Below are 12,704 nucleotides of genomic sequence, written 5' to 3' on the forward strand. Positions count from 1 at the left end.
CCCAGTTCGTCGAGATGCCGGCCGTAGCGGGCGCGTTCCCCGGTCCCGGGAATCGGATCGTGCGGGTCTGCCTCGGTGATGTAGGTGTTCGGTTCGTGAGTTGCCGCTGCAATCACCGCACCGAGCAGACCGACCGCGCTGGTGCCGCGGCGGCGCTGCGCCGGTTCGAGCAGGGTGACTCCGGGGGGAAGCTTGACCGTGGGGGGAATCCAGCCGCCGGCCAGGTCGGTGGCCACGACGGTGGTGGTCTCGTCTTCGCGTAACCCGGCGGCCCAGGCCAGGCTCGGTGCCTGCCGGGCCACCGCTTCGAGGGTGCGCTGCAGATCCTGATGTTCGGCCAGACGCCTTGCGGCCGTGCCGGCCCCCGCGCCCGCAGTCCCGCCGGCCCCCATGTTGCCGGCCACCGAGGCAGCCGACTGCCCTGACGCACCGGCGGTCGGCTTACCCGGTGCGGGACGATCACCCGAGGAGGCGACGGTGGTACCGCCGGAAGCCGGGGTCGTCGGGCCGCCGGGCGGCGGCGATGACGTCGGCGCCGAAGGCCCGGCAGGACCTGCTGGCGCGGCCGAGGCAGCGCCTCCGGCAGGGCGCAGGTCTGCGCCGTAGCCGGGCAGCGGTCCCGACGGTGCCGCTGGACCGGCGCTGCTCGGCGCCGACGGTACCGAGGTAGGCCCAGCCGCCATGGGTGGGGCAGTCGGAGCCGGCGTCGGCGTCGTTGCGCCGGCCGTCTGAGCCGTTGCGGCGGCTTCCGGGCTGGAGCCGGCCAGATGGCTCAGGTTACCGAGCATGCCGCCCGCCATCGGCGTCACCGACGGCGACGGGGGCACCTGTGGAGCCGACGACTGGGAGAGCCCGGAACCATCCATTCCGCCATGCAGCGGGTTTGCCGGCCCACTGAGGGCACCCGGACCGGACTGGCCGCCGGGCATGCCGGAGCCGAGAGGTTGGCTCAGGCCGCCGCCCTGGAGACCGGGTGGCATGCCACCGCCGCTTCCCCCGCCGAGGCCCGGCAGGGACGACAGTGGGGGCGACCCGATGCCACCTCCTTCGCCCGGAGCTGGGGAGGACATTCCAATGCCTGCGCCACTCGCAGGGGCAATCGTCGCACTGTCGAGCGGTCCGCCGCCGCCGTTTCCGCCGCCGCCGACTGTGCCGGCTGAGCCGCCGCTAGCGTCGCCGCCTCGGCCGCCGCCACCGTTCCCACCGCTGCCCACTGTGTTGGCTGAGCCACCGCTAGTGCTTCCGCTGCTGGCAGTGGTTGTGCTGCCGGCTGGGCTGACTCCCGCAGGTGGGCCGGCGCTTCCGGGTGTGGCGCCGGCTGGGCTGACAGTGCTACCACCGGGTGCGGTGTTGGTGCCGCCAGGTGCGGTGCCCATTGGGCTGACTCCGCCGGGCGTGTTGGTGCTGCCGGGTGTGGCGCCGGCTGGACCGACAGTGTTCCCGTTGGTTGCGCTGCCGGCGGGGCTGGCTCCGCCGGGTGTGTTGGTGCTGCCGGGTGTGGCGCCGGCTGGGCCGACAGTGTTACCGCCGGGTGCGGTGTTGGTGCCGCCCGGTAGCGCGCCGGCTGGACCGACAGTGCCATCGCTACCCGGACCATTAGCGGAGACCCCGCCGGTTCCGGCGTCTGTAGCGCCGCCGCCGCCGTCGGTTCCTCCGCCTTTGTGAGGGGTCCTGTTCACGTCATCCGCGCTGATGTGTGGCGTGGGTGGTATGCCGAAGTTGGCGCCGTGGTTTTTAAGCCATTCCTGGGCGTCTTGGGCGACGTCCATGTCGTTGAACATCGACTGGGTCGCGTTGATAATTGCACTATTGGCGTCAATGCCGGCATTCGCCGCTAAAGCGTTGGCTTTGGCGATCACCCCGTTGATCTCAGGCAGTTTCGATTCCACCGAGCCTTGCCGCGAAAGGATGTCATCGATCTCTTGGTTGCCTTGACGCGCGATCTCGGTCAGCCGATCGCGAAGATGGTTTACCGCATCAGCAACTCTGCCGTTGGCGGTGCTCTTAGCGCGGCAGTCGTCGCCAATTTTTCTGAGCCTCTTTATTCCTGTCCGCAGCTTGGCAATCATGTCTTCGGCGGTGTGGCCGCGGTTGTTCTCTCCGAAGAATGTGAGGACTTTGTCTAACTCGCCAGCTTCTCGCTCTTTGACATCGGCATGGTCGGTCCAGAAGCTGATTCCGAGCGTCGGCTGCGTAGGCGCCGCGGGCCATGAGGCACCCACCAGCCAGGCTGACCAGGCCCAGGGCGGTAGGTCACTCACCGCAGAGCTCTTCCATCGTTCCCACCTTGGCGTTCGTAGTTTCGATCGCCGCTTGATATTTTGCGGCGTCCGCCAGGCTTCCTGTAGCTGCCATGTTCTGATAAGCGGCCGCTAACGCGGGTGCCGCGTCGCGATCCTTTGGGGCTAGCGCTGGGTCTGCGGCCGCGGTTTCGAGCATAAGCGCACCGTTAATCATCGAGATTCGTGCCCGTGCAGTGTCGCCATCCGGCGCAGTTTCGATGTGGGCAGCGCGCGATGCGAGCTTGTATTTGACGCATAGTTGTTCCCGCGCTGCGGTCTTTTCAGCCGCGGTGTATGCGGGACCGGGCGATGGCCGGACGAGTGCCAAGATGGCTACGATCAAGGCGGCCACAGCTGTCAAACCAGCTAGTACCGGAAGTGCGATCGCGGTTCGGCGGTGCGGTTGAACTGGAGGTGGTACAGGCCAGGGCTGTGTCATGGTCACATTGCGGATGGTAGACCCGATGGGCCCTTCTGCGCTTACACCGGTGCTTCATCGGCTGAGCAATGAAAGTCGACTGCGCGCATGCTTAGGTTGGTCGATGCGCGGGCCAACGGGCTGCGGGCGTCGCGTGCGGCACCTATGCCGAGGCGCCTTTCACCGCCAGTCGGCCCATCGAGACGGGTAGGGAACGGTGGAAGGCCGTTTTGCAGAGTTTCTACGCAAGCAGTTTCGGCACGGAACGACCGGCCGACTTTGCCGCACCAGCCGCGAGGCCCCAGAACGAATCGAGCCTGACATGACCACGAGTCGGTACCGACGCTGGGCCGCGGCCATCGCGGCACTTGTCGCCGTTGCCTGCTTGGCAGCCGGCGTTGCCTGGGCGGTGCGACATCACCGCACGTCACCTGTCGCCTCCGCCGACGACTGCGCCGTGGTGGCCCAGTTGGCCCAGCTGTGGCGGGCGGATTCGGAACACTCGATGGATGCGCTAGCTCGAGACGAGAACATCCCACTTGCCGAAGCCGATGGCACCGTCGCGCTTAGTGCGAAGGTACGCGCCGCGGCGCAATCAGTTTCCGATCCTGCAATCAAGGAGGACCTGGACAGCTGGGCGGACGGTTTCGCGCTGCTGGGCCAGGTCATCCGAGATGACGCGCAACGGTCATCGCCCAAAGGTCCAACCGGGGAAGCCGAACGCATTCATCAAGCCGGCGATCTGATCTATCTGACCGCAGACAAACTTCGGGCGGTCTGCCCGGACGCCTTTCCGGGCCGACGCTGACCCCTCTACCGCCCCAGCGGCTTGTAGAACACCAGCCCGTTGCCCTTGTTGTCATAGACCACGGCGCGCCGTTCATGGGCGTCGTCGTAGGGGCCCTTGACGATCCCGCCGCCGCTGGCCTCGATGGCTTTCGCGGCGCCGTCGACGTCGTCGGTCTTGATGCCGACCACAACCTGGCCGTGGATGGGGTGATCGACCGCGGTCGCCAACGCCAGCGTCACCGAGCCGCCGTCGAGGGCGGCGAAGTGCGCACCATCGCGGAACTTCAACGCCATGCCCAGGGTTTCGCTGTAGAACTTGATCGATTCATCCAGGTCATCGGTGGACAAGACGATCATCCGAATGTCGTGGTTGCTCACGGGTGCCTCCTGCGGGTTCGGTCTCGATCCAGGCTATGCCCGCGATAGCGTCGGCGGGTGGGTAAACGCCTTGCCGCTGTGGTCGTCGCGGCCGTCCTGGTGGCATTGCTGATCAATACGGTGGTGACCGACCGGATCGCACGGGCAGCCGAGCCCTTCGCCGGCGGACGGGTACTGGAGCTGCCGGGGCCGGATTTGAATGTCCGCGAATACGGCTCGGGTGGGGAGCGCGCCATCGTTCTGCTGCACGGATATTCGGCGTCGATCCAGTGGTGGGAGGCGGTGGCACCATCTCTGGCGCAGGGCAACCGGGTGATCGCGATCGACTTGGTCGGCCACGGCGGCTCCGAATCCCCCCGCGATCGGGCCGCCTACAGCGCCGACGCCCAGGCGGCGGCGGTGCACCAAGCGCTCGACGCACTCGGTGTGCGGCACGCGGTGGTGATCGGCCATTCGATGGGCGGCATGGTGGCCACCGCGCTGGCCGAGCGCGCACCGCAGCTGGTGGAGCGGGTGATGGTCTCCGACACCCCCGCGGCGCTGGGGATGACCGCGATGCCCGCACTGGGCGACGCGGTGTGCTGGCCGGTGCTCGGCGCCGCCTTGGACCGGTTGCGTAGTGTCGACGCCGTCGACAAGTCTGCGCTGCAAACCGGATTCGCCGCGGACTTCCTGATTCCCGAGTTGGCCTACCGGTCGTTGAAACGCATGACGCACAACGCACTGTGCGATGCGAAGAGCGCCGGGCGGATCAATGAACAGCGGGCAGTCGCCGACCGGCTGGCCGGGCTGGGCAAGCCGGTGCTGGTGCTGTGGGGCGGCCGTGATGTGCTGACGCCGACCCAGGCCAATGTCGACCGTTACCGCGCGGCGGGCCTGGAGCCGGTCGTCATCGCCGGCTCAGGCCACAGTCCGATGGTGGAAAAGCCAGCCGAGTTCCTCAGCGCGGTCGAGGGTTTCGTCAACGCACATTAGTCTCCCCAAGTCTGCCGGGCGACGCGGTGGAAGTTGCCGCCGAGCACCGCGCCGATGTCGGCGTCGGCCCAACCGCGCGCGGAAAGATGCGCGCGCAACTGTAGCCAGGTCTCCGGTGGCATCCACTGGATCGGGCCCCAGCGGGTGTAGCTGTCGTCGAACAACTGCGGATGGGCGGCCATCTCGTCGGTGAGCTCGGTGTGATCGAACGAGTAATCCGTGCTGACCCCGACGTGTGCGATGCCCACCAGCTCGACCGCGTACTCGAGGTGGCGCGTCATCGCCTCAAGAGTCGGAGTGTTGGGGCCCAGGAAGATTCCCACTCCGGTGATGCCGACGACTCCGCCGGTGGCCGCGCACGCCCGAGCCTGCTCGTCGGTGATATTGCGCGGGTGCTCCCAGATCGCCCGCATGCAGGAGTGGCTGTAGATCACCGGGCCGGTCGAAACCTCGCACAGATCCAGGCCGGTACGCGCGCTGCAGTGCGACCCGTCGGGCACCATGCCGACGGCATTCATCTCGGCGACGACCGCGCGCCCCCACGCGGTGAGTCCGCCGTCGATAGTGTCCAGGCAGCCGTGCCCGGCGCGGTTGGCGTGGTTGTAGGTGGGTAGCAGGGTGCGCACCCCGAGCTCGACCAGTACCGCCAAGTTGTCGAGATCGTCATCGAGGGGGTTGGCGTCCTCCAGGTCGAACACCACCGCGATGCCGCCGGCAGCGGTGATCGTCTCGACGTCGGTCAGGCCGGCCGCCACGGCCAGGCCCGGGTGGGCGTCGATCGCGCGGTGAAAATGCCGCAGCAGCGCCATGGTGTCGGCGAAGCGCTGCGGGGAATAGCCCGCGTTCACCGACAGCACCGCGCCGCCGGTGTGCTGGTAGCGCGCCAGCGGCGCCACATCGGTGCCCTCGCGCAGCGGCAGGCAGGTGTGCTGTTCCCACAGCAGGGTGCTCATAGCCGCTGATCTTGCTCTGCGCGGCGCCCGGATGCGACGCATTATGGTGTCCGGATGGCTATTGAGGTGCGGCCCGCGCACAAATCCGATATCCCCGCCCTTGCCGCAGCATTGGGGCGCGCGTTCTATGACGACCCGGTGTCGGTGTGGATGCTGCCTGACGATGACCGCCGCACCGCACAGCTGTCGAAGTTCTTCGCCACGTCGACCCGGTACCACCACCTGGGTGGCGGCGGGGTGGAGATCGCCTGCGACGGCGCGACCGTCGGGGCGGCGGCGCTGTGGGACCCGCCCAACCAGTGGAAGCAGTCGAAGGTGTCGCAGCTGCGGATGGTGCCGGCGCTGGTCTGGTCGTTCGGCCGGCATATCGCGCGCGGACGGGCGATCTCGGATCTGTTGGAGGCCAACCATCCTGAAGAGCCGCACTGGTATCTGGCGGTGATCGGCAGCGACCCCTCGGTGCGGGGGCACGGGTTCGGCCAGGCCGTGATGCGCTCCCGGCTGGAGCGCTGCGATGCCGAGTACGCCCCGGCGTATCTGGAGTCCAGCAAGCTCGAAAACGTGCCGTATTACGAGCGTTTCGGCTTCCAGGTGATCGGGGAGATCACGTTGCCCGGCGGTGGGCCGACACTGTGGAAGATGTGGCGGGCGCCCCAGACGCCGTAGCAGTCAGTCGGCCACTGAGGCGCCGAGGCGTTCGGCAGCCGCAAGATAATCCTCCACGAACTCCAACACGACCTCGCGCGCCGGCTTCACTTTGTTCATCAGCCCGACGCCTTGACCGACGAAATAGGTGGCCAGGGCTTGCGCGCCCGGGTGCCCGGCGGCGGCCAGCTTGTCGACGCGGCGCAGGGCCGGTTCGGCCAACATGGACTGCAGCGGCAGCGGCAACGTGGCATGCCCGCTTTCGTTGGGCCGCCACGCATCAGTCCAATCCGAGACCAGCTGTCGCGCCGGTTTCCCGGTGCGCCCGGTGGAGCGGATGGTGTCGCGCGAGGTCGCCGCGAGCATCTTCTGCACGGTGTGCGGGGCGGTTTCGGCTTCGTCGGTGGTGAGCCACACCGATCCGGTCCATGCTCCGGCCGCCCCCAGAGCCACGCAGGCGGCCATCTGCCGGCCGGTGACGATCCCCCCGGCGGCTAGCACGGGCACGGCACCCTCGATGGCGTCGATGACCTCCGGCACCAGCACCAGCGTGGAGACTTCACCGCAGTGGCCGCCGGCCTCGGTGCCCTGGGCGACGATCAGGTCGACACCACTCGCGACCTGCTTGAGGGCGTGTTCCTTGGCCCCAACCAGGGCCGCGACCGGGATGCCGTGGTCCTTGCCGGACTTGATCATGTAGTCCGGTGGCACGCCGAGCGCATTGGCCATCAGCCGGATCGGATGGGCCACGGCAACCTCGAGCAGCTGCTCTCCGGCGCTGCCAGTGAGGATGGCCGACCCCAGCCGGGGGGTGTCGTCGGGCTCGATGTCGTGCTGTGCCAACAGTTCTGCGATAAAGGTCTTGTAGTCATCGGGGATGCGGTCGGACAGTTGACGCCCGGACAGATGCTCGCCCTTGCCCTCGAATTTGGCCGGCACGATGATGTCGATGCCGTAGGGTCTTCCCTTCACCTGCTGGTCGATCCAGCTCAGCTCCTGATCCAGCTGCTCCGGGCTGTAGGCGGCGCCGCCGAGGACGCCGAAGCCGCCCGCATTGGTTACGGCGGCCACCACGTCGCGGCAGTGGCTGAAGGCGAACAGCGGGAAGTCGATGCCGAACTGCTCGCAGATGGGGGTTTTCACGGTTCTGCCGCTCCTTCGTCGAACACCGCTGGTGCGAAGAAGTATCAGCCCACCAGGGCGTCGACGTCGAGCAGCGAGGGCAACTCGGAGTCGCCCAGGTCGGGAACGGTGAACTCGGCGCCGCCCGGCAACGGCAGTGGTGCATCGTTCGGTGCGATGACACCGGCCCCGGTCAGGTAGCCGATCGCTCGTCCCAGGTCGGTGGCCACATCGGCCACCACCCCGCCGACGGACTGGAGCATCCACTGGGCGCCTTGGGCCAGGTCGCTGACCAGGAAGATGTCCTGGTCGACGATCGTCTGCAGGTAATTGAGGATCGGCGGCAGGAAGTAGCTCTCGAGGACGAACCCGGCACCGCCGGCCAGCGCGCGCAACCCCAGCATGAGCTCGATGCCGAGGTTCGGGTAGCCGTAGCTGTTGATGGCATCGGTGAGGGACGCCTTGAGATCGACCGGCATGATGAAGCTGTTGAGGATGTCCGGGTCGGTCTGCATCGGCACCCCGTCGAAGTCCGATCGCATCGGAATGCCGAAGACTTGCAGGATCGTCGGCGTGATGTCGGCAATGGAATAGTTCAGGTTCTGGCCGCCGGCCTGCGCCTCGTTGCCGGCCAGCGAGAACATGACGAAACTCGATGTCTCGTTGGGGGATTGGAAGCCGTGGCCGAGGCTGAAACCGGGCAGGGTCACCGTCTGCTGGTGGCCGTGGTCGGTGACCGCGATGATGGTCCATTTGTCGCCGGTGGCCGCCTCGGCTTGGGCCACCGCCTCGAGGATCTGCTTGAAGTTGGCCCCGACGTTGATGACGGCCTGGGCGTACTCCTGCGACCCGCCGCTGAACGAGTGTCCGGCCTGGTCGACCTGGGACTGGTAGGCGAACATGAAGGTGTCGATGTTCGGGTTCGTCGTGGTCGCCAGGATCCGGGAGATGGTCTCCTCGGTGACCAGCGCGTCCGTCTCCGCTGAGGTGGAGCCGCCGGTAATGCCGATGATGTTGTCGGCGGGATAGCCGCCGGTGGAGGCCATCTCGGTGAAGAGGCCCCGGCCGGAGATGACGGTGGTGTCGATCTCCGGCTTGTGGTACTCGATCAAGTTGAACACCGACGGCCAGGTCGTGTACGGCTCAGGCCGGTAGACGTTGCTGACCACCCCGTGCTTGTCGTCCCAGACCCCGGTCAGGATCGTCGACCACGACGGGGTCGACATGGTCTGGTGGCCGATGATGCTGGTGGCTCCGGTGACGCCCCGGTCCATCAGCATCTTGAAGCCGCTGTCGTCGTTGTAGGCGTGCTCCAGGATCTTGTCCAGGTTGGTGCCGTCGGTGCCGAACAGCAGCACATGCTCGGCAGCCAGCATCCATTCGGCGGTCAGTGCGGACAGCCCGGCCTGCGTTCCGACCACCGACGCGGTTCCGGCGACCAGGCCGGCGACGGCCGCACCACAGAGCGCCTTCTTCACTGTTGCCATGTCAGCCCAGCAGCGCTTCGACGTCGACCAAGCCCAAGTCCGGAAGGGTGAACTCGGCGCTGCCCGGCAGCGGCAGCGGCGCGTCGGTCGGCGCGACGACACCCGCCCCGGTCAGGTACCCGACCCCGAGGGCCACCGCGTTGGTCGCGTCCACCACCGCGCCGCCGACGGTGTTGACCACCCACTGGGTGGCCTGGGCCAGCTCGCTGAGCAGGAAGATGTCCTGGTCGACGATCGACTGCAGGAACTTGTCGACCTCAAGGATCCCCTTGTCGAGGAAGTACGGGATGCTGACGAATATCGTGCGGATGGCCAGGCTGATGTCGTTGCCGATGTTCGGGTAGCCATACATTCCGATCGCATCGGTCAGCGCCTGCTTGAGATCGACGGGCGTGACGATGCTGTCCAGGACGGCAGGGTCGTCGGCCATCGAGACGCCGTCGAAGTCCGACCGCAGCTGGATCCCGAACAGCGACAGGATGGTCGGGGTGATGTCGGCAATGGAGTAGTTCAGGTTCTGGCTGCCGTCGGTCGCGTCCTCGCCGGCTTGATCGAAGATGACGAACGACGTCGTCTCGTTGGGCGACTGGAAACCGTGACCGGTGCCCAGCGACATCTGGTGACCGTGATCGGTGGTGAGGATGATCGACCAGTCGTCGCCGGTGATCGCTTTGACCTCCTCGATCGCGGCCAGGATCTCCTTGATGTTGGCACCGAGATTGATGATGGCCTGCATGTACTCGTCCGACCCGCCCCCGAAGGAGTGCCCGGCGTGGTCGGTCTGCGACTGGTAGGAGAACAGGAAACTCGAGACGTCGTCCGGGTTATCTTTGGTCGCCAGGATCTGGGCGATGGTGGCCGCGGTGACCAGGGCGTCGGAGTCGGCCGCGCTGCCCTCCACCGGGATAAAGATATTGTTGTCGGCCGAATAACCGCCCGCGGCGGCAAGGTCGTTGAGGTACTGCCAGTTGCTGATGATCGTGGTGTCGATCTCCGGCTTGTGGTACTCGATCAGGTTGAACACCGACGGCCACTTGTCGTACGGCTCGGGCCGGAACAGGTTGTTGACGACGCCGTGCTTGTCGTCCCACACTCCGGTGAGGATCGTCGACCACGACGGTCCGGAGAGCGAGGTGTGGTTGGTAATGCTTGCGGTTCCGGTGATGCCCTGATCCATCGCCGTTTTGAAACCGCTGGCGTCGTTGTAGGCGTACTCCAGGATCTTGGCGAGGTTGGCGCCGTCGACGCCGATCAGCAGCACGTGCTCGGCGGCCAGCATCCAGTCGGCGGTGTGCACCAACGAGGCCGGGGCTGCGACAGCAGCGCCCGTTCCCGCAACCAGGCCGGCGGCGGCTGCCCCACAGAGGAACTGCTTGATCGTTGTCACGAGCGACTTCCCTCGGCTAGATCGGCCCGAACTAATTGACGGCGATGCTAGCAGTCACCCAGGAAAAACTCAGGTTTCTCTCGTGATCCGACCGTTTCCCCTGGAAGTTACTGAGGGTTCTGTGGGTGGCCGACTCGGAGGGCGGCGCCCATGCGCTCAAGTAAGGCGCGGAGATAGTGTCCCCACTGACCAGCTTCACGCGGAACTGCATCTCCCGATACGGCCAGCCGGTCGCCGTATTCCATTGCGACATCAGCAAGCCCACCCCGCCGGCGGCGTGACGCGTGCCGATCTGGGCGCCGGGCTGACGTCGGCCAATTTGCCGGCGACGGTCCGCGCGGCGGGGCTCACTGAATCAGGGCTTGCTGCGCCAGCTGCCAGCAGCCAGGGCGATCATCCGAAGTTGTTTGACGGCAACATGTTTGATTTCAGCGAGTGTCGCCGGGTCCGGTGCCTCCTCGATGGCCTCGGCGGTGACGATCATCGCGTTGACGAACAGCCCGGCGAGTACGTTGAGGTCTTCGGTGCTCCACGCGCTCGCGCCGGGGAAGCGGGACAAATCGGTCGCCAGCTCGGAGGTGATCAGCTTGATCTCGGTGCGAATCGCATACCGCAGGACCGTCATCCCGCTGGAGCGTTCCCGGTTGATGAACCGCCAGTATTCCGGCCGCGACGTCACGCTCTCGATGAGCACCTCCACCGAGGACTCGATGACCCGGGCCGGGTCCACGCCACCACTGCGGGCGTCGCGCAAGGTCTCGCGCAGCGCGCGAAACGACTCGTCGATGAGCACCAGGCCCAGCGCGTCCATTGACTCGAAATGCCGATAGAAGGCGGCCGGGACGATGTTGGCCGCCCGGGTCACCTCGCGCAGGCTCAATGCGCTGAAGCTGCGCTCGTCGAGCAGGGTCAGCGCGGCGCTGATGATGGCCCGGCGGGTGGCCTCCTTGCGCTCCTCGCGGGAGGGCCGCTCGGGCCGTTCCGGCCGAGTCGGCCGCTCGGCGCGGGGCGGTCGCGGCGGCCTGGTACGCCCGGACCGTGAATTGGGAGTACGACTGTTCACTGTTGTGAAGCCTAACACAATGGCCGAATAAGCCTTGACTCGTCGTGAACGACTGTTCACTGTGTACATATGTTCACTCAAACGTTGACGCGGCGGGTACTCGGCTCCGGCCTGCTCGACCTGCTCACCGGCCCCCACGGGGTCGACCGCTACACCGAACTGGTGTCACCGACCTGGACCCGCAATGACGCCCGTGCTCGGGTGGTCGCCGTGCGGCGCGCCACCGCGCGCAGCGTCACCCTGCTGTTGGAACCCAACGACGCGTTTCCCGGATTCAAGGCCGGCCAGCACATCAACCTCTCGGTCGACATCGACGGGCGCCGGCGCACCCGGTGCTACTCGCCCGCCAGCGCCGAAGGGCAGCGGCTCATCGAGCTCACCATCGGCCGCCACGAGAACGGCCTGGTCTCCGAGCACCTGTACCGCCACGCGCGGCCCGGCATGGTCGTCGGCCTGGACAAAGTCGGTGGCGACTTCGTGTTGCCGGCGATCCGGCCGCGGCGCGTCCTGTTGATCTCCGGCGGCAGCGGCATCACCCCGGTGATGTCGATGCTGCGCACCCTGATCGCCGAACACTATGCCGGCCGGGTGACGTTCATCCACTACGCCCGCTCGCCCGAGGAGGCCTGCTACCGCGACGAACTGGCCGCGATGCCGCGGGTGACGGTGCTACACGGCTACACCCGCGCCCCCGAAGCCGGTGATCTGCAGGGCTACTTCGGCGCCGAGCACCTGGCCGCGGCTGGCCCGGAACCCGACGCGGTCTACGTGTGCGGCCCGCCGGCGTTGGTGGCGGCCGTACGCGAGCAGCGCCCCGATGCCATCTCGGAGAGCTTCGTGCCGCCGGAGTTCGCCGCCGAAGCCTCCGGGGGACGGGTGAGCTTCCTGGGCAGCACCATCTCGGTGACCGACGACGGCCGGCCGCTGCTGGAACAGGCCGAAGCGGCCGGGCTGCAGCCGGCCAGCGGATGCCGGATGGGCATCTGCCACAGCTGTACCTGCCGCAAAACCGGTGGCACGGTGCGAAACCTGATCACCGGAGCGATCTCCACCGCCGAGAGCGAAGACATCCAGATCTGCGTGTCGGTGCCCGTCGGCGACGTCGACATCGACCTCTAAGACCAATGACCCCCCGCGAATCGGAATCACACGACGACACCACCGCGTGTTGCGTCGGGAAATTCCGAGTCGCGGACGATGACCAA

General features: G+C 67.0%; 12 protein-coding genes and 1 pseudogene. 5 read left to right on the plus strand and 8 right to left on the minus strand.

Going from position 1 to position 12,704, the window contains the following annotated elements; all coding sequences use genetic code 11:
* Positions 1 to 149 precede the first annotated feature (149 nt).
* Positions 150 to 1,781 (minus strand): annotated as a pseudogene (locus A5694_RS25200) (DUF5632 domain-containing protein); the annotation flags it as partial.
* A 150-nt stretch (positions 1,782 to 1,931) separates the two neighbouring features.
* Here A5694_RS25200 and A5694_RS24830 point away from each other — a divergent pair.
* Positions 1,932 to 2,126, plus strand: coding sequence for a hypothetical protein (locus tag A5694_RS24830; RefSeq protein WP_131809630.1), 195 nt, complete (start codon positions 1,932 to 1,934; stop codon positions 2,124 to 2,126).
* A gap of 127 nt (positions 2,127 to 2,253) precedes the next feature.
* Here the strand turns inward: A5694_RS24830 and A5694_RS22925 are convergent, their stop codons facing one another.
* Entirely contained in the window at positions 2,254 to 2,634 is a 381-nt protein-coding gene (locus A5694_RS22925) for a hypothetical protein (protein WP_234786505.1), read from the minus strand.
* 283 nt (positions 2,635 to 2,917) lie between these two features.
* Between A5694_RS22925 and A5694_RS23795 the strand changes: the two genes are divergently transcribed.
* Positions 2,918 to 3,508 (plus strand): hypothetical protein, encoded by a 591-nt coding sequence (locus tag A5694_RS23795; protein ID WP_131809631.1) that lies wholly within the window; start codon positions 2,918 to 2,920, stop codon positions 3,506 to 3,508.
* A gap of 5 nt (positions 3,509 to 3,513) precedes the next feature.
* Here A5694_RS23795 and A5694_RS21490 read toward each other — a convergent pair whose 3' ends face one another.
* Positions 3,514 to 3,867, minus strand: a complete 354-nt coding sequence (locus tag A5694_RS21490; protein WP_064924325.1) for a VOC family protein — start codon at positions 3,865 to 3,867, stop codon at positions 3,514 to 3,516.
* 57 nt (positions 3,868 to 3,924) lie between these two features.
* Between A5694_RS21490 and A5694_RS21495 the strand changes: the two genes are divergently transcribed.
* Complete coding sequence (locus A5694_RS21495) at positions 3,925 to 4,842, plus strand: alpha/beta fold hydrolase (RefSeq protein ID WP_064924326.1); 918 nt, start codon at positions 3,925 to 3,927, stop codon at positions 4,840 to 4,842.
* Here the strand turns inward: A5694_RS21495 and A5694_RS21500 are convergent.
* Positions 4,839 to 5,795 (minus strand): dipeptidase, encoded by a 957-nt coding sequence (locus tag A5694_RS21500; RefSeq protein ID WP_064924327.1) that lies wholly within the window; start codon positions 5,793 to 5,795, stop codon positions 4,839 to 4,841. The genes A5694_RS21495 and A5694_RS21500 overlap by 4 nt on opposite strands.
* 54 nt (positions 5,796 to 5,849) lie before the next feature.
* Between A5694_RS21500 and A5694_RS21505 the strand changes: the two genes are divergently transcribed.
* Positions 5,850 to 6,461, plus strand: coding sequence for a GNAT family N-acetyltransferase (locus A5694_RS21505; protein ID WP_064924328.1), 612 nt, complete (start codon positions 5,850 to 5,852; stop codon positions 6,459 to 6,461).
* 3 nt (positions 6,462 to 6,464) lie between these two features.
* On the opposite strand, the gene A5694_RS21510 is transcribed toward A5694_RS21505, so the two are convergent.
* The 4 genes from A5694_RS21510 to A5694_RS21530 form a co-directional block, all read right to left on the minus strand.
* On the minus strand, positions 6,465 to 7,583 hold the full coding sequence (locus tag A5694_RS21510; protein ID WP_064924329.1) for an NAD(P)H-dependent flavin oxidoreductase: 1,119 nt from the start codon (positions 7,581 to 7,583) through the stop codon (positions 6,465 to 6,467).
* A gap of 44 nt (positions 7,584 to 7,627) precedes the next feature.
* On the minus strand, positions 7,628 to 9,049 hold the full coding sequence (locus A5694_RS21515) for an alkaline phosphatase family protein (protein ID WP_064924330.1): 1,422 nt from the start codon (positions 9,047 to 9,049) through the stop codon (positions 7,628 to 7,630).
* Between the two features lies 1 nt (position 9,050).
* Positions 9,051 to 10,436: an alkaline phosphatase family protein gene (locus A5694_RS21520; protein WP_064924331.1), complete on the minus strand. Its 1,386-nt coding sequence runs from the start codon at positions 10,434 to 10,436 to the stop codon at positions 9,051 to 9,053.
* Between the two features lie 355 nt (positions 10,437 to 10,791).
* Entirely contained in the window at positions 10,792 to 11,499 is a 708-nt protein-coding gene (locus A5694_RS21530; RefSeq protein WP_064924333.1) for a TetR family transcriptional regulator, read from the minus strand.
* Positions 11,500 to 11,568: 69 nt separating this feature from the next.
* Here A5694_RS21530 and A5694_RS21535 point away from each other — a divergent pair, with 69 nt between their 5' ends.
* Positions 11,569 to 12,618 carry a ferredoxin reductase gene (locus A5694_RS21535; protein ID WP_064924334.1) on the plus strand — a complete coding sequence of 350 codons (1,050 nt, stop codon included), beginning with the start codon at positions 11,569 to 11,571 and terminating at the stop codon, positions 12,616 to 12,618.
* Positions 12,619 to 12,704: the final 86 nt, after the last annotated feature.

The sequence above is a fragment of the Mycolicibacter sinensis genome, assembly GCF_001667945.1.
Lineage (GTDB): Bacteria > Actinomycetota > Actinomycetes > Mycobacteriales > Mycobacteriaceae > Mycobacterium > Mycobacterium sinense_B.

Bases quoted from the DNA above. Each gene is read 5' to 3' on its own strand.
- A5694_RS21500 (WP_064924327.1), bottom strand. From the start codon at position 5,795: ATGAGCACCCTGCTGTGGGAACAGCACACCTGCCTGCCGCTGCGCGAG.
- A5694_RS21505 (WP_064924328.1), top strand. From the start codon at position 5,850: ATGGCTATTGAGGTGCGGCCCGCGCACAAATCCGATATCCCCGCCCTT.
- A5694_RS21515 (WP_064924330.1), bottom strand. From the start codon at position 9,049: ATGGCAACAGTGAAGAAGGCGCTCTGTGGTGCGGCCGTCGCCGGCCTG.
- A5694_RS21535 (WP_064924334.1), top strand. From the start codon at position 11,569: ATGTTCACTCAAACGTTGACGCGGCGGGTACTCGGCTCCGGCCTGCTC.